The following is a 15,722-nucleotide window of genomic DNA, read 5'->3' on the forward strand; positions in this document are numbered from 1 at the left end:
ATTAGTCATAGCCCATCCAATTTAGTTGTTGCCTGTCACGAGGTAGAAACATGAATCCCATGAGAGCCCTTCGCCAATACCAGAAGGTCAATTCCCATGCCCAGATCTCCGAAGCCAGCCCGCACCGTCTGGTGCAGATGCTGATGGAAGGCGCGTTGGACCGCATGGCTCAGGCCAAGGGCGCCATGGCTCGTGGTGATATCGCACAAAAAGGCCTGTTGCTGGGCAAGGCGATCGACATTCTGATCGGTTTGCGTGACGGCCTGAACCCGGAAAAAACCGATGATCCGGCCGCGTTGCAGCAATTGGATAACCTGTATGCCTACATGACCACGCGCTTGCTGGAAGCAAACAGCAAAAGCGATGTCGCCATGATCGACGAAGTAGCCGGCCTGATGATTACGCTTAAGGAAGGCTGGGACGGTATTGCAACACTGTAGGCCTTTGGCCTGAGGATGATGTCATGAGCCACGCCCTGCAACGGATTGACGAGACCCGCGAAGCCCTGGTTGACGCATTGGCCCACCGTAACTGGGACGCTATCGGCGAACTGGACATGGGGTGTCGTGCGGTGATCGATGAGGCGCTTAATAATGCGCCGGTGGACGAGGGTGCCCTGCGGGAAAAGCTGGAAAGATTGCTGGCGGTGTATCAGCAGTTGCTTGAAGTGACGACTGGCGAACGCCAGGCGATTTTCGAAGAGATGTCGCAGATCAACCGAGCGGAAAGTGCGTCAAAGGTTTACCATCTGTTCGGCTGAATGGGCTCAGTTAATCCGAACGGCGCGTCATATATTTGACTGTGCCAGCATTTTTGACTTAACTAGTGCTGTTTTCAGATTTCAGACGTCTAGTAGGGTAAGAAATCTTACAAACGTCTAGATTGCCCTCACTCTGGGGCAGAGCGTTTTACTAGGGAAGTTGCTATTGCATGTGGCGTGAAACCAAAATTCTGCTGATTGATGACGATAGCGTCCGCCGCCGCGATTTAGCGGTAATTTTGAATTTTCTTGGTGAAGAAAATTTGCCCTGCGGTAGCCATGACTGGCAGCAGGCGGTCAGCTCTTTGTCGTCGAGCCGTGAAGTCATCTGTGTGTTGATCGGGACGGTAAACGCTCCTGGCGCAGTTCTGGGCTTGTTAAAGACACTGTCAACCTGGGATGAGTTCCTTCCGGTGTTGCTGATGGGCGATATTTCTTCCGTGGACCTTCCGGAAGACCAGCGCCGCCGCGTGCTCTCCACCCTGGAAATGCCGCCCAGCTACAGCAAATTGCTCGATTCCCTGCACCGTGCCCAGGTCTACCGCGAGATGTATGACCAGGCTCGCGAGCGCGGTCGTCATCGCGAACCCAACCTGTTTCGCAGCCTTGTCGGCACCAGCCGTGCGATCCAGCACGTGCGCCAGATGATGCAGCAAGTGGCCGATACCGACGCCAGTGTATTGATCCTCGGCGAGTCCGGTACCGGCAAGGAAGTGGTCGCACGCAACCTGCACTATCACTCCAAACGCCGCGACGGGCCTTTCGTGCCCGTCAACTGCGGGGCGATCCCGGCAGAATTGCTCGAAAGCGAACTGTTCGGCCACGAGAAGGGCGCCTTTACCGGGGCGATCACCAGCCGTGCCGGGCGTTTCGAGCTGGCCAATGGCGGCACCCTGTTTCTTGACGAAATCGGCGACATGCCGCTGCCGATGCAGGTCAAGCTGTTGCGCGTGTTGCAGGAACGCACCTTCGAGCGTGTGGGCAGCAACAAGACCCAGAGCGTCGATGTGCGCATTATCGCGGCCACGCACAAAAACCTCGAAAGCATGATCGAGGTCGGCAGCTTCCGCGAAGACTTGTACTACCGCCTCAACGTATTCCCTATCGAGATGGCTCCGCTGCGCGAGCGCGTGGAAGACATCCCGCTGCTGATGAACGAACTGATTTCGCGCATGGAGCACGAAAAGCGCGGCTCGATTCGCTTCAACTCCGCCGCGATCATGTCCCTGTGCCGTCACGGCTGGCCGGGCAACGTCCGCGAGCTGGCCAACCTGGTCGAGCGCATGGCCATCATGCACCCGTACGGGGTGATTGGCGTGGTTGAGCTGCCGAAGAAATTCCGCTACGTCGACGACGAAGACGAGCAGTTGGTCGATAGCCTGCGCAGCGACCTGGAAGAGCGCGTGGCCATCAACGGCCATACGCCGGACTTCGGTTCCACCGCCATGCTGCCGCCCGAAGGCCTGGACTTGAAGGACTACCTCGGTAGCCTCGAACAAGGCCTGATCCAGCAGGCGCTGGACGATGCCAATGGCATTGTCGCGCGCGCCGCCGAGCGCCTGCGCATCCGTCGCACCACCCTGGTAGAGAAAATGCGCAAGTACGGCATGAGCCGTCGCGAAGGTGATGAACAGGCGGATGATTGACGCCTGTTTTTCAACTGACTGATATATAGGTCTATTTTTTTCGGCACGGGTATTGCTACAGCCCTCGCAACGTTCCGTTTAACTGACGGTCAGCCAGCGAGAGAGCATGATGCCCCACGCCGCCAAACTTTCTTCAGCCCCTGCTATTCCTGGGCTGGTTCCGTGTGCAGAGCCGTTGACCCGGCAGGGTCTTGAACAGGCGTTCTCGCAGTTCAACCAGATGTCGAGCCAGCTGACCGACTCCTACAGTCTGCTGGAGGCGCGGGTTTCCGAGCTTAAAGGCGAACTGGCAGTGGTCAGCGCCCAGCGCATGCAAGAGCTGGCCGAGAAAGAGCGTCTGGCCAACCGCCTACAAAACCTCCTCGACCTGTTGCCCGGCGGCGTAATCGTCATCGATGAAATGGGCCGTGTCCGCGAAGCCAACCCGGCCGCGCGTGATTTGCTGGGCGAGCCGCTGGAAGGCGAGTTGTGGCGCCACGTGATTACACGCTGCTTTGCGCCACGCGAAGACGACGGCCATGAAATTTCCCTCAAGGATGGCCGGCGCCTGTCCATCGCCACCCGTTCCCTGGACGCCGAGCCCGGCCAACTGGTGCTGCTCAACGACCTGACTGAAACCCGTCACTTGCAAGACCAGTTGGCGCGCCATGAGCGTTTGTCGTCGCTGGGGCGGATGGTCGCTTCTTTGGCGCATCAGATCCGCACGCCATTGTCGGCAGCGTTGATCTACGCCAGTCATTTGACTGATGAGCAACTGCCAGCCGCCACCCACCAGCGATTTGCCGGGCGCCTCAAGGAGCGCCTGCATGAATTGGAGCATCAGGTGCGCGACATGCTGGTGTTTGCCCGCGGCGAATTGCCGCTGACCGACCGCGTCACGCCATCGGCGCTGATGCAGTCGCTGCAAGCGGCAGCCGCCATGCATATCCAGGACGTCAATGTGCGCTGGCAGTGCGACAGCCACTTGGGCGAGTTGCTGTGCAACCGCGACACGCTGGTCGGCGCCTTGCTCAACCTGATCGAAAACGCCACCCAGGCCAGCGGCCCGGGTGCGCGGCTCAAAGTGCACCTCTACACCCGCGACCAAACCCTGCGCCTGTGCATCAGCGACAGCGGGAGCGGCATCGACCCGGTCGTGCTGCAACGCCTGGGCGAACCCTTTTTTACCACCAAGACCAACGGGACGGGCCTGGGCCTGACCGTGGTCAAGGCAGTGGCGCGTGCACATCAGGGAGAATTGCAACTGCACTCCCGGTTGGGGCGTGGCACCTGTGCATTGATGACCTTGCCGCTGTTTTCCAGCGCGGCAAGCGCGGAGTAAAAGGACTATGGCTATCAAGGTTTTATTGGTCGAAGACGACCGCGCCCTGCGTGAAGCATTGGCTGACACGCTGCTGTTGGCGGGCCATGACTACCGCGCGGTCGGATCTGCCGAGGATGCCTTGGAGGCCGTTGAGCAAGAGTCCTTCAGCCTGGTGGTCAGTGACGTGAACATGCCCGGCATGGACGGCCACCAGTTGCTTGGCCTGTTGCGCGCACGTCAGCCGCAACTGCCGGTGCTGCTGATGACGGCGCATGGCGCCGTCGAGCGGGCGGTGGACGCCATGCGCCAAGGGGCGGCGGATTACCTGGTCAAACCCTTCGAGCCCAAGGCGCTGATCGAGCTGGTCGCCCGGCATGCGCTGGGCGTGGTGTCGAATGCCGAGGGTGAAGGCCCGATTGCCTTCGAGCCGGCCAGCGCGCAGTTGCTGGAGCTGGCAGCCCGGGTGGCGCGCAGCGACTCCACCGTGTTGATTTCCGGCGAGTCCGGCACCGGTAAGGAAGTGTTGGCGCGTTACATTCACCAGCAGTCGGGCCGCGCCAAACAACCGTTTATTGCGATCAACTGCGCGGCGATTCCCGACAACATGCTCGAAGCCACGCTGTTCGGCCATGAAAAGGGCTCGTTCACCGGCGCTATCGCGGCGCAGGCCGGCAAGTTCGAACAGGCCGACGGCGGCACCATCCTGCTCGACGAAATTTCGGAAATGCCCCTGGGCCTGCAAGCCAAGCTGCTGCGGGTGCTGCAGGAGCGCGAAGTCGAGCGCGTCGGCGCACGCAAGCCCATCCAGCTGGACATCCGCGTGGTCGCCACCACCAACCGCGACCTCGCGGGTGAAGTGGCGGCAGGGCGCTTTCGTGAAGACTTGTTCTACCGGCTCTCGGTGTTCCCGCTGGCCTGGCGCCCGCTGCGTGAGCGCCCGGCGGACATCATTCCGCTGGCCGAGCGCTTGCTGAACAACCACGTCAAAAAAATGAAGCATGCCCAGGCGCGGCTGTCGGCTGAAGCCCAGGCCTGCCTGATCGGCTATCCATGGCCAGGCAATGTGCGGGAGCTGGACAATGCCATCCAGCGCGCGCTGATTTTGCAGCAGGGCGGGTTGATTCAGCCGCAGGACTTCTGCCTGGCCATGGGCAGTGGCGCGGCGCCGTTGCCGAGCCTGGCGCCGGCACCGGTGGTCGTGGCCGAAGCCGAGTCTGGCGGTGCCCTGGGCGACGACCTGCGTCGCCGCGAATTCCAGATGATTATCGACACCCTGCGTGCCGAACGCGGCCGCCGCAAGGAAGCCGCCGAGCGCCTGGGCATCAGCCCGCGCACCTTGCGCTACAAGCTGGCGCAGATGCGCGACGCGGGGATGGATGTCGAAGCCTACCTGTTCGCGACCTGACAAATCGCTGTCTTAGAAATACTCAGGCTGACAGGGTTTGTCGCCTTTTCTTACGAATAGCCACGGAGCTGGCACCCTTGTTGCTACCACCCCTAGTAACCGCTGCGTAGTGTCAAAAAATTGCGGGTCGTCGGAGAGAGAAGGTCATGAGCCAGGGTATTGAGTTCAATCGGTTGATGTTGGATATGCGCTCCATGCAAATGGATGCCATGGCTCAACCGAAATCCGTCGCGCCAGCGCCGGAATTGGGCCAAAGCAGTTTTGCCGACATGCTCGGTCAGGCAATCAACAAAGTCAGTGATACCCAGCAAGCCTCGAATCAGTTGGCTACCGCCTTCGAGATCGGCAAAAGCGGCGTGGACCTCACCGATGTGATGGTCGCTTCGCAAAAGGCCAGCGTTTCCTTTCAGGCCTTGACCCAAGTGCGTAACAAGTTGGTTCAGGCTTATCAAGACATCATGCAGATGCCGGTTTAAGGACGAGATTTAAGTCATGGCAGAAGCAGTCGTGGACAACGTACCCGCCAAGGCAGACGGCAAGCCGCCGCTGTTTGGCCTGTCGTTCCTGGAAAACCTTTCCGAAATGACCATGTTGCGTCAGGTGGGCCTGATGGTCGGCCTGGCTGCCAGCGTGGCGATTGGTTTTGCCGTGGTGCTGTGGTCGCAGCAACCTGATTACCGCCCGTTGTACGGCAGCCTGGCCGGGATGGATTCCAAGCAGATCATGGAAACCCTGGCCGCCGCCGACATCGCCTACACCGTGGAGCCCAATTCCGGGGCCTTGCTGGTCAAGGCCGATGACGTGGCGCGTGCGCGCATGAAGCTGGCGGCCGCCGGCGTTACGCCGTCCGACAGCAATATCGGTTTTGAAATTCTCGACAAGGACCAGGGCCTGGGCACCAGCCAGTTCATGGAAGCCACGCGCTACCGTCGTGGCCTGGAAGGCGAACTGGCACGCACCATCTCAAGCTTGAATAACGTCAAGGGCGCCCGCGTGCACCTGGCGATTCCGAAAAGCTCGGTGTTCGTGCGCGACGAGCGCAAGCCAAGCGCCTCGGTATTGGTCGAGCTGTTTTCCGGCCGCTCACTGGAGCCTGGCCAGGTCCTGGCGATCATCAACCTGGTGGCCACCAGCGTTCCTGAATTGAGCAAGTCGCAAATCACCGTGGTGGACCAGAAGGGCAACCTGCTGTCCGACCAGGCCGAGAACTCCGCGCTGACCCAGGCCGGCAAGCAGTTCGACTACAGCCGCCGCATGGAAAGCATGCTCACTCAGCGTGTGCATAACATTCTGCAGCCGGTGCTGGGCAACGACCGCTATAAAGCTGAGGTGTCTGCCGACGTGGACTTCAGCGCCGTCGAGTCGACCTCCGAGCAGTTCAACCCGGACCAACCGGCCCTGCGCAGCGAGCAATCGACCAGCGAACAACGCACCGCCAGTAATGGCCCGCAAGGTGTGCCGGGTGCCCTGAGCAACCAGCCACCGGCCCCGGCCACGGCGCCGCAAACCACCGGTGGCGCGGCCGCGACGGCGGCTGCGATTCAGCCTGGTCAGCCACTGTTGGACGCCAACGGCCAGCAGATCATGGACCCGGCCACCGGCCAGCCGATGCTCGCGCCGTACCCGGCGGACAAGCGTAACCAGTCCACCAAGAACTTCGAACTCGACCGTTCCATCAGCCACACCAAGCAGCAGCAGGGCAAAATCAATCGCCTGTCGGTGTCGGTGGTGGTCGATGATCAGGTCAAGGTCAATGCCGCAGACGGCGCCGTCACCCGTGCGCCATGGAGCGCCGACGAATTGGCGCGCTTCACCCGCCTGGTGCAGGACGCTGTCGGTTTCGACGCCAGCCGTGGCGACAGCGTCAGCGTGATCAACATGCCGTTCTCCGCCGAGCGCGGCGAAGTGATCGCCGATCCGGCGTTCTACACGCAGCCGTGGTTCTGGGACATCGTCAAGCAAGTGCTGGGTGTGTTGTTCATCCTGGTGCTGGTGTTCGGCGTGCTGCGCCCGGTGCTCAACAACATCACCGGCCATGGCAAGAAGCAGCTGGCATTGGCTGGCAGTGACGTCGAGCTGGGTGGCATGGGCGGCCTGGACGGCGAACTGGCCAACGACCGCGTCAGCCTTGGCGGCCCGCAAAGCATCCTGTTGCCAAGCCCGAGCGAAGGCTATGACGCTCAGTTGAACGCAATCAAGAGTCTGGTAGCAGAAGACCCGGGCCGTGTGGCTCAGGTCGTGAAAGAGTGGATTAACGCAGATGAATGATCGAGCCGCTGTTGCCAAGCTCACCAAAGTCGACAAAGCCGCCGTGTTGCTGCTGTCTTTGGGTGAGACCGACGCCGCACAAGTGCTGCGCCACATGGGCCCCAAAGAGGTTCAGCGCGTAGGCGTGGCCATGGCGCAAATGCGCAATGTGCACCGTGAGCAAGTCGAGCAGGTGATGAGCGAGTTCGTCGAGATCGTCGGCGACCAGACCAGCCTGGGCGTCGGCTCCGACAGCTACATTCGCAAGATGCTCACCTCGGCCCTGGGCGAAGACAAGGCCAACGGCCTGATCGACCGCATCCTGCTGGGCGGCAACACCAGTGGCCTGGACAGCCTCAAATGGATGGAGCCGCGCGCCGTTGCCGACGTGATCCGCTACGAGCACCCACAGATCCAGGCCATCGTCGTCGCCTACCTGGACCCGGATCAGGCCGGTGAAGTACTCGGCCACTTCGACCATAAGGTGCGCCTGGACATCATTCTGCGCGTGTCGTCGCTGAACACGGTGCAGCCGGCGGCATTGAAAGAACTCAACACCATCCTCGAGAAGCAGTTCTCGGGCAACTCGAATGCCTCGCGTACCACCTTGGGTGGCATCAAGCGCGCGGCCGATATCATGAACTTCCTCGACAGCTCGGTCGAAGGCCAGTTGATGGACTCGATCCGCGAGATCGACGACACCCTGTCCGGCCAGATCGAAGACCTCATGTTCGTGTTCAACAACCTCTCCGATGTCGACGACCGTGGCATCCAGGCGTTGCTGCGCGAGGTGTCTTCCGACGTGCTGGTGCTGGCCCTCAAGGGGTCGGACGAAAACGTCAAAGAGAAGATCTTCAAGAACATGTCCAAGCGCGCCTCCGAGCTGTTGCGTGACGACCTGGAAGCCAAGGGCCCGGTGCGTGTCAGCGACGTGGAAACCGCCCAGAAGGAAATCCTCACCATTGCCCGCCGTATGGCCGAAGCCGGAGAAATCGTTCTCGGCGGGAAGGGCGGCGAAGAAATGATCTAAGGCGCTGCCCATGTCGAACAAAGATGAGACGCCCAGCGATCTGATTCGCGCACGGGATGTCGGCGGGTTCGACATCTGGTCGTTGCCCAGTTTCGATCCGCATGTGCCGGAACCTGAGCCAGAGCCGGTGATTGAAACACCGGCCGAAATGGAAGAAGTGCCGCTGGATGAAGTCCAGCCACTGACCCTCGAAGAATTGGAAGCCATCCGCCAGGAGGCCTACAACGAGGGCTTCGCGGCGGGTGAAAAAGATGGTTTTCGCAGCACCACCCTCAAAGTTCGCCAAGAGGCCGAGGAGGCGCTGAGCGTCAAGCTGGCCAGCCTGGAGCGCTTGATGGGCAACCTGTTCGACCCGATCGCCGAACAGGATTCGCAGCTGGAAAAATCCATGGTCGGGCTGGTCGAGCACATCGCGCGCCAAGTGATCCAGCGCGAACTGGTGCTTGATTCCAGCCACATCGAAAGCGTGATGCGCGAAGCCCTCAAGCTGCTGCCATTGGGCGTCGGCAATGTGCGGCTGTACATCAACCCGCAGGATTTCGAACAGGTCAAAGCCCTGCGCGAGCGCCATGAAGAAACCTGGCGCATTGTCGAGGACGCGGCGCTGCTGCCCGGTGGTTGCCGCGTCGAAACCGAGCACAGCCGCATCGATGCCACGGTGGAAACCCGCATCAGCCAGATCATGGCGAAAATGTTCGATCAATTGCATGAACAGTCCCTGCACCCGGCCGAGCCTGATATGAGTGTGGACCTGGACGCCGCCGATGCGCCTTGAACGCACCAGCTTCGCCAAGCGCCTGAGCGGCTACACCGAAGCCACCGAACTGCCCGGCCAGCCGATCCTCGAAGGGCGCCTGCTGCGCATGGTCGGCCTGACCCTTGAAGCCGAAGGCCTGCGTGCCGCCATGGGCAGCCGCTGCCTGGTGATCAACGACGACAGCTACCACCCGGTGCAGGTCGAAGCCGAAGTGATGGGCTTTTCCGGCAGCAAGATTTTCCTGATGCCGGTCGGCAGCCTGGCGGGCATCGCCCCCGGCGCCCGCGTGGTGCCACTGGCCGATACCGGCCGCCTGCCGATGGGCATGAGCATGCTCGGCCGCGTGCTGGACGGCGCCGGTCGCGCGTTGGACGGCAAAGGCGGCATGAAGGCCGAAGACTGGGTGCCGATGGATGGCCCGACCATCAACCCGCTCAACCGCAACCCGATCAGCGTGCCGCTGGACGTGGGCATTCGCAGCATCAACGGTTTATTGACGGTCGGCCGCGGCCAGCGTCTGGGCCTGTTTGCCGGTACCGGCGTGGGTAAGTCGGTGTTGCTCGGCATGATGACGCGCTTTACCGAGGCCGACATTATCGTGGTCGGGCTGATCGGCGAGCGGGGTCGTGAAGTCAAGGAATTCATCGAGCACAGCCTCGGTGAAGAAGGCCTCAAGCGTTCCGTCGTCGTCGCCTCGCCAGCGGACGATGCGCCGCTGATGCGTTTGCGCGCGGCCATGTACTGCACGCGCATTGCCGAATACTTTCGCGACAAGGGCAAGAACGTCCTGTTGCTGATGGACTCGCTCACGCGCTTCGCCCAGGCCCAGCGGGAAATCGCCCTGGCCATCGGCGAACCGCCGGCCACCAAAGGCTACCCGCCGTCAGTGTTCGCCAAGCTGCCCAAGCTGGTTGAACGCGCCGGTAATGCCGAGGCCGGCGGCGGTTCGATCACGGCGTTCTACACCGTGTTGTCCGAAGGCGATGACCAGCAAGACCCGATTGCCGACTCGGCGCGCGGCGTGCTCGACGGCCACATCGTGCTGTCGCGGCGTTTGGCCGAAGAAGGGCATTATCCGGCCATCGATATCGAAGCGTCGATCAGCCGGGTGATGCCGGCGGTGGTCACGCCGGAGCACATGGCCCGCGCGCAGCACTTCAAGCAACTGTGGTCGCGCTATCAGCAAAGCCGCGACTTGATCAGCGTTGGCGCCTACGTGGCCGGCGGTGATCGCGAAACCGACCTGGCGATTGCCCTGCAACCGCAGCTGGTGACCTACCTGCGCCAGGGCCTCAACGACAAGATCAGCATGGGCGAAAGCGAAGCGCATCTGGGCTCCATCTTTGCCCCGGCGCCAGGCGGTTAAGCCATGGCCAGCACCCGTTCCTCGCGCCTGGCCCCAGTGGTGGACATGGCGGAGAAGGCCGAAAAAACCGCCGCGCAACGCCTGGGCTACTTTCAGGGGCAGGTGCGCCTGGCGGAAAGCAAACTCGGCGACCTGGAGCGCTTTCGCAGCGAATACCAGCAGCAATGGATCGAGCGCGGCAGCAAGGGCGTTTCCGGCCAATGGCTGATGGGTTACCAGGGCTTTCTCAACCAGCTGGAAACCGCCGTAGGCCAACAGCGCCAGAGCCTGGCCTGGCACCAGAACAACCTCGATAAAGCCCGCGAGGCGTGGCAGGCGGCGTTTGCCCGGGTCGAAGGTTTGCGCAAACTGGTGCAGCGCTACATCGATGAAGCACGGGCGATTGAAGACAAGCGCGAGCAAAAGCTGCTCGACGAGCTGTCACAGCGACTACCGCGCCAATCACAGTACTAACGGCCACCACCGGCCTGTTGTGGGCGCCGGGCTTGCCCGCGACGCAGGCACCGAGGTGGATCAGGCACCCCGCAGTGATGCTCTCGCAGGCAAGCCAGCCCCCACATTTGATTTGCTGTGTTGCCCATACCCCGTTCACCTGCTAAACCTTGTTGCACATTGCCAATGACAAGGAAGCAGTCGCATGTCAGTCGTGTCAGAAGTGTCCCTGGATGGGAAAAAATTGACGATTACCGTCAAAGGGCGATTCGATTTCGGTAGCCACCAGGCCTTTCGTGATGCCTACGAGCGGTTCTACAAGGTGCCCGAGGTCTACGTGGTGGACCTCAAAGACACCACCTACATGGACAGCTCGGCCCTGGGCATGTTGCTGCTGTTGCGTGACCATGCCGGTGGCGACAATGCCGAAGTTCAGGTGATCAACAGCAACTCCGATGTGCGCAAGATCCTCGCCATTTCCAACTTTGACAAACTGTTCGATCTCAGTTGAGCAGCCTGGCCCCGGTCCTGGAACCGCTGACCATCCTGATCGCCGAAGACAGCGCTGCCGACTTGCTGTTGCTGTCGACCATCATTCGGCGTCAGGGGCATCAAGTACTTACCGCCACCAACGGCGCGCAAGCGGTCGAGCTGTTTACCCGCGAGCGCCCGCAACTGGTGTTGATGGACGCGTTGATGCCGGTGATGGACGGCTTTGAAGCCGCGCGGCGCATCAAGCAGCTTGCCGGTGAGGCGCTGGTTCCGATCATCTTCCTGACCTCGCTGCGCGAAAGCGAGGCGCTGGCCCAGTGCCTGGACGCGGGCGGCGATGACTTCCTGCCCAAGCCCTACAACCAGTTGATCCTGGCGGCGAAAATCAACGCCATGGACCGCCTGCGCCGGCTGCAGGCCACGGTGTTGCAGCAGCGTGACCAGATCGCCAGGCACCACGACTACCTGCTGCACGAGCAGCGCGCGGCCAAGGCGGTGTTCGATAAGGTGGCGCATTCGGGCTGCATCAATGCGGCGCCGAACATTCGTTACCTGCAATCGCCCTACGCCCTGTTCAATGGCGACCTGCTGCTGGCGGCGTACACACCCTCCGGCGACATGCATGTTTTGCTCGGCGACTTCACCGGCCATGGCCTGCCTGCGGCCGTGGGGGCCATGCCCCTGGCGGAAGTGTTCTACGGCATGACCGCCAAGGGCTACGGCCTGGCGCAGACCCTGCGCGAGATGAACGCCAAGCTCAAACGCATCCTGCCGGTGGACATGTTCTGCTGCGCCACGCTGCTGTGCCTGAGCGCCCAGCGGCGCGTGGTGGAGGTGTGGAACGGCGGGATGCCCGAAGGCTATGTGCATGAAGTCGCCACGGGCAAGCGCACGCCGCTGGTGTCGCGGCACCTGCCACTGGGTGTGTTGTCGGCACAGGCGTTCGATGACGGTACCGAGGTCTGGCCCATGGCGCTGGGCGATCGGGTGTTTTTGCTCTCCGACGGCGTGCTCGACACGGCTGACGCCAATGACCAGCTGTTTGGCGCCGAGCGCTTGCAGCAGGTGTTCGCGGCCAACCGCGAGCCCGACCGGTTATTCGAAGACATCGAGCGGGCGCTGGCGGCGTTTCGCGGCCAGGCGCGCGATGACGTCAGCATGGTGGAAATCACCTTGCAGGCCGGCCAGCCGTTGCGCGCGGCCGAGCCCCTCTACGCCGACAGCGGGCAGTCGTGCCCGCTGGATTGGTCGGTGAGTTTCGAATTCCGTGCGCAGACCCTCAAAAGCTACAACCCGCTGCCGTATCTGCTGCAGTTGCTGCTGGAGATTCACGGTCTGCGCGGGCAGAGCGGGGCGCTTTACAGTGTGATGGCCGAGTTGTATTCCAACGCGCTGGAGCATGGTGTGCTGGAGTTGGATTCGCGCCTCAAGCGGGATGCCCAGGGTTTCGCCGACTATTACCGCCAGCGCAATGAGCGGCTGGGGCAGTTGAACAGCGGTTACGTGCGGGTGCATGTGCAGGTGGTGCCGACCGCCACGGGCGGCAAAATGACGCTGCGCATTGAGGACAGCGGTCCGGGGTTTGACGTGGAACAGGTGCTGGCGCGGCCGATGGATGTTGACCGTCTGTCTGGCCGCGGCTTGAGCCTGGTGCGCCAGTTGAGCAGCGATGTACGCTGGTCCGATGGCGGGCGCAGTGTGTGCGTGGAGTTTTGCTGGGGGGCTCTGGCATAATCCGCCGATTCTTGATCAAGGAGCGAACAAGTGGCTGAGATTCATCTGGACCCCGATGTGTTGTCGGGTTTGCAGGAAGTGATGGAAGGCGAGTACCCGAAACTGCTGGATACCTTCCTTGACGATTCGCAGAAGCGTGTCGAAGCGTTGCGCAAGGCTCGCGACGATGCCAAGGCGCTGGGACGGATCGCGCATAGCTTCAAGGGCAGTAGCGGTAACCTGGGGGCGGTGCGGTTGGCAGAACTTTGCCGCCGGCTCGAAGACGGCTCTGCGCAACTGACACGCGTGGACCTGGATGAACTGGTAGACGAAATCGACCAGGAGTTCGCGCTGGTTCGGCCTTTATACGAACACGAGCGTCAGCGTTTTCAGCTGTGATTGAGGGTTCGAGGTAAACCTGGCCCAACTCTTGCTCTACCTCTGGTTACTGCATCCCCGATCCCAGTGCAGTGGAGACCCTTACCTATGCCAGTCGCCCCCAATTCGCTTCTTCAGGCTGCCGCTGCGGCCAAGCCTCAAGCGCCGGCCGCCACCCCCTCGGTAGCGGCTGCGGACCCACGAGGCAAGGGCCCTGGCTTCGCGCAAGTGTTTGCAAACCAAAGCCCGAAACCGACGCTCAAGAGCGACGATGCCCCGGCCAAAGTCACGCGTGACAAGCCCTCGGACACCCCATCCAAGCCGGCTGCAGGCAACGATAAGCCTGCCGCCAGCAAGCCGGCCGTTGCCGATAGCGGCAATCCCTTGCCTGCCAAGCCGCCGGCCAAATCCGACGACAGCGCCAGCAATGACGACGACAAAACCGCCGACCCGGCGGTGGCGCAGCAGCCTCCGGTTGATCCCGTGGTTGACCCGGCAGTGGTTGCCGCGGTCACACCGGTCCCCGTGCCGGTGCCGGTGCCGGTGGAAACGCCGGCACCTGTAGCCGCCAAGGACGACAAGGCCCAGCCAGTCGTCGCGCCCGCAGTGGCAGCCACCGATGACGCCAAACAGCTGGCTTTCGACCCGGAGGCGGATCCGCTGGACGCGATGCCTGCCGTGCGCCTGGCGATGGAGCAGGGCGGTCACGTCTCGGCCAGTAGCCAGACGCCGCAGAAAACCGCACCGACCACCACGCAGGATCAGCCGACCGCTGCGCAGAGCTTTGCTGCGGGCCTGGCGACTATGGTCGATCAGCAAGCCACCAAGGACAGCACCGACCAGGGCGGCGACAAAGCCTTCAGCGGGTTGATCGAAGGTGGCCTCAAGGATTTGAAAGACGCCAGCAGCGACACCCGCGTGGATGATTTCGCCAACCGCCTCGCTGCACTGACCCAGGCCGCCACGCCGAAAACCGCGAATGCCTTGCCACCGGTTGCGAATGCGCCGCTGGCCATGCACCAGAGCGGCTGGACCGAGGAAGTGGTCAACCGCGTGATGTACCTGTCCAGTGCCAACCTCAAATCGGCAGAAATTCAATTGCAGCCGGCAGAGTTGGGGCGCCTGGACATCAAGGTCAACATGACCGCGGACCAGCAGGCCCAAGTCACGTTCATGAGCGGTCACGCCGTGGTGCGTGAAGCACTGGAAAGCCAGTCCGGCCGTCTGCGCGAGATGTTTGCCCAGCAAGGCATGGGGCAGGTCGACGTCAACGTCTCGGATCAGTCGCGTGGGTGGCAGGGTCAGGGCCAGGATCAACAGCAGCAGAACCAGGCGCGCGGTGTGAGTGGCGGCGGCGGGCGGGGTGATGGCGGGGATGCCGGTGATCACGCTGAGGTGGCGGCAGCGGTCGCGCCAGTGACCCAGACAGTGATCGGCTCCAGCGCCGTTGATTACTACGCCTGACCCCTGTTGAAACCCGATTAATGTGGGGGCTGGCTTGCCTGCGATGGTGGTGTATCAGTCACACAGATGTGAGCTGAGCCACCGCCATCGCAGGCAAGCCAGCTCCCACATTTGATATGGGGTGTTCGCGCTTACCGGGTTAGCTGACAACTCTGGCATAACACTTGCTCTTGCCTTTCCGTAGATCTATGAATCCCAGAATAGTGACGGATTATTGGCATGGCGAAGAGCGACGACGCAGCAACTCCCCCCGCAGGCAAAGGCAAGCTCAAGCTGATCCTGCTGATCGTGCTGGGCCTGCTCCTGGCCATCGGCGCCTCGATTGGCGGCACCTGGTTCATCATGCACAGCAGTGCAAGCAAGCCGGCACCCGCCGCCGAAACCGCCAGTAACGTCAAGCAACCGGCAATCTTCGAACCGATGCTGCCGGCCTTTGTTGCCAACTTCAATCAGAACGGCCGTCAACGCTACCTGCAGGTGAGCATCACCTTGCTGGCGCGTAACCAGGCGGACCTGGATGCGCTCAAAGTGCACATGCCGGTGATCCGCAACAACCTGGTGATGCTGTTCTCCGGGCAGAGCTTTGACAGCCTGGCGACCCCGGTCGGCCAGGAAATGCTGCGCCAGAAGGTCACTGCCAGCGTGCAGGAAGTGGCCCAGAAAGAGCTCGGCAAAGTCGTGGTCGAGCAGGCGCTCTTCACTAACTTCGTATTGCAGTAGGATCACGAC

At 61.9% G+C, this 15,722-nt stretch carries 16 protein-coding genes; all 16 read left to right on the forward strand.

The genetic code is table 11. The annotated features are described in order from the left end of the window. Positions 1-50 precede the first annotated feature (50 nt). Positions 51-440 (forward strand): flagellar export chaperone FliS, encoded by a 390-nt coding sequence (gene fliS / locus AACV02_RS23430; protein ID WP_106576450.1) that lies wholly within the window; start codon positions 51-53, stop codon positions 438-440. Positions 441-463: 23 nt separating this feature from the next. Beyond that, positions 464-760, forward strand: a complete 297-nt coding sequence (gene fliT / locus AACV02_RS23435; RefSeq protein ID WP_119742293.1) for a flagellar protein FliT — start codon at positions 464-466, stop codon at positions 758-760. A gap of 170 nt (positions 761-930) precedes the next feature. Beyond that, positions 931-2,406, forward strand: coding sequence for a sigma-54 dependent transcriptional regulator (locus tag AACV02_RS23440; protein ID WP_071483261.1), 1,476 nt, complete (start codon positions 931-933; stop codon positions 2,404-2,406). A 109-nt stretch (positions 2,407-2,515) separates the two neighbouring features. Beyond that, positions 2,516-3,727 (forward strand): sensor histidine kinase, encoded by a 1,212-nt coding sequence (locus AACV02_RS23445; protein ID WP_119742295.1) that lies wholly within the window; start codon positions 2,516-2,518, stop codon positions 3,725-3,727. A 7-nt stretch (positions 3,728-3,734) separates the two neighbouring features. Next, entirely contained in the window at positions 3,735-5,114 is a 1,380-nt protein-coding gene (locus AACV02_RS23450; protein ID WP_106576453.1) for a sigma-54-dependent transcriptional regulator, read from the forward strand. Between the two features lie 146 nt (positions 5,115-5,260). Next, the gene (gene fliE, locus AACV02_RS23455; protein ID WP_016972029.1) at positions 5,261-5,590 is read left to right on the forward strand and encodes a flagellar hook-basal body complex protein FliE; all 330 of its coding nucleotides are present in this window, start codon (positions 5,261-5,263) and stop codon (positions 5,588-5,590) included. A 16-nt stretch (positions 5,591-5,606) separates the two neighbouring features. Next, on the forward strand, positions 5,607-7,382 hold the full coding sequence (gene fliF, locus AACV02_RS23460; RefSeq protein ID WP_106576454.1) for a flagellar basal-body MS-ring/collar protein FliF: 1,776 nt from the start codon (positions 5,607-5,609) through the stop codon (positions 7,380-7,382). Continuing rightward, a complete protein-coding gene (gene fliG, locus AACV02_RS23465) occupies positions 7,375-8,391 on the forward strand; it encodes a flagellar motor switch protein FliG (RefSeq protein WP_106576455.1) in 1,017 nt (338 codons plus the stop codon). Before fliF ends, fliG begins: the two co-directional genes overlap by 8 nt. A 10-nt stretch (positions 8,392-8,401) precedes the next feature. Then, positions 8,402-9,166, forward strand: a complete 765-nt coding sequence (gene fliH, locus AACV02_RS23470) for a flagellar assembly protein FliH (protein WP_106576456.1) — start codon at positions 8,402-8,404, stop codon at positions 9,164-9,166. Next, positions 9,156-10,514, forward strand: a complete 1,359-nt coding sequence (gene fliI / locus AACV02_RS23475; RefSeq protein ID WP_106576457.1) for a flagellar protein export ATPase FliI — start codon at positions 9,156-9,158, stop codon at positions 10,512-10,514. Before fliH ends, fliI begins: the two co-directional genes overlap by 11 nt. A gap of 3 nt (positions 10,515-10,517) precedes the next feature. Next, positions 10,518-10,967, forward strand: coding sequence for a flagellar export protein FliJ (fliJ, locus tag AACV02_RS23480; RefSeq protein WP_119742297.1), 450 nt, complete (start codon positions 10,518-10,520; stop codon positions 10,965-10,967). Positions 10,968-11,151: 184 nt separating this feature from the next. Beyond that, entirely contained in the window at positions 11,152-11,457 is a 306-nt protein-coding gene (locus AACV02_RS23485; protein WP_106576459.1) for an STAS domain-containing protein, read from the forward strand. Further along, the gene (locus AACV02_RS23490) at positions 11,454-13,172 is read left to right on the forward strand and encodes an ATP-binding SpoIIE family protein phosphatase (RefSeq protein WP_119742299.1); all 1,719 of its coding nucleotides are present in this window, start codon (positions 11,454-11,456) and stop codon (positions 13,170-13,172) included. Before AACV02_RS23485 ends, AACV02_RS23490 begins: the two co-directional genes overlap by 4 nt. Positions 13,173-13,202: 30 nt before the next feature. Continuing rightward, complete coding sequence (locus AACV02_RS23495) at positions 13,203-13,550, forward strand: Hpt domain-containing protein (RefSeq protein ID WP_106576461.1); 348 nt, start codon at positions 13,203-13,205, stop codon at positions 13,548-13,550. Positions 13,551-13,637: 87 nt separating this feature from the next. Beyond that, a complete protein-coding gene (locus AACV02_RS23500) occupies positions 13,638-14,993 on the forward strand; it encodes a flagellar hook-length control protein FliK (protein WP_119742301.1) in 1,356 nt (451 codons plus the stop codon). 219 nt (positions 14,994-15,212) lie between these two features. Next, entirely contained in the window at positions 15,213-15,713 is a 501-nt protein-coding gene (gene fliL / locus AACV02_RS23505) for a flagellar basal body-associated protein FliL (RefSeq protein WP_106576463.1), read from the forward strand. Positions 15,714-15,722: the final 9 nt, after the last annotated feature.

The sequence above is a fragment of the Pseudomonas sp. Larv2_ips genome (assembly GCF_963879675.1).
Classification (GTDB): Bacteria; Pseudomonadota; Gammaproteobacteria; order Pseudomonadales; family Pseudomonadaceae; genus Aquipseudomonas.

What these genes read in the sequence shown, in the direction of transcription:
- fliS (WP_106576450.1), top strand. Translation starts at nt 51, where the DNA reads ATGAATCCCATGAGAGCCCTTCGCCAATACCAGAAGGTCAATTCCCAT.
- fliT (WP_119742293.1), top strand. Translation starts at nt 464, where the DNA reads ATGAGCCACGCCCTGCAACGGATTGACGAGACCCGCGAAGCCCTGGTT.
- AACV02_RS23440 (WP_071483261.1), top strand. Translation starts at nt 931, where the DNA reads ATGTGGCGTGAAACCAAAATTCTGCTGATTGATGACGATAGCGTCCGC.
- AACV02_RS23445 (WP_119742295.1), top strand. Translation starts at nt 2,516, where the DNA reads ATGCCCCACGCCGCCAAACTTTCTTCAGCCCCTGCTATTCCTGGGCTG.
- AACV02_RS23450 (WP_106576453.1), top strand. Translation starts at nt 3,735, where the DNA reads ATGGCTATCAAGGTTTTATTGGTCGAAGACGACCGCGCCCTGCGTGAA.
- fliE (WP_016972029.1), top strand. Translation starts at nt 5,261, where the DNA reads ATGAGCCAGGGTATTGAGTTCAATCGGTTGATGTTGGATATGCGCTCC.
- fliF (WP_106576454.1), top strand. Translation starts at nt 5,607, where the DNA reads ATGGCAGAAGCAGTCGTGGACAACGTACCCGCCAAGGCAGACGGCAAG.
- fliG (WP_106576455.1), top strand. Translation starts at nt 7,375, where the DNA reads ATGAATGATCGAGCCGCTGTTGCCAAGCTCACCAAAGTCGACAAAGCC.
- fliH (WP_106576456.1), top strand. Translation starts at nt 8,402, where the DNA reads ATGTCGAACAAAGATGAGACGCCCAGCGATCTGATTCGCGCACGGGAT.
- fliI (WP_106576457.1), top strand. Translation starts at nt 9,156, where the DNA reads ATGCGCCTTGAACGCACCAGCTTCGCCAAGCGCCTGAGCGGCTACACC.
- fliJ (WP_119742297.1), top strand. Translation starts at nt 10,518, where the DNA reads ATGGCCAGCACCCGTTCCTCGCGCCTGGCCCCAGTGGTGGACATGGCG.
- AACV02_RS23485 (WP_106576459.1), top strand. Translation starts at nt 11,152, where the DNA reads ATGTCAGTCGTGTCAGAAGTGTCCCTGGATGGGAAAAAATTGACGATT.
- AACV02_RS23500 (WP_119742301.1), top strand. Translation starts at nt 13,638, where the DNA reads ATGCCAGTCGCCCCCAATTCGCTTCTTCAGGCTGCCGCTGCGGCCAAG.
- fliL (WP_106576463.1), top strand. Translation starts at nt 15,213, where the DNA reads ATGGCGAAGAGCGACGACGCAGCAACTCCCCCCGCAGGCAAAGGCAAG.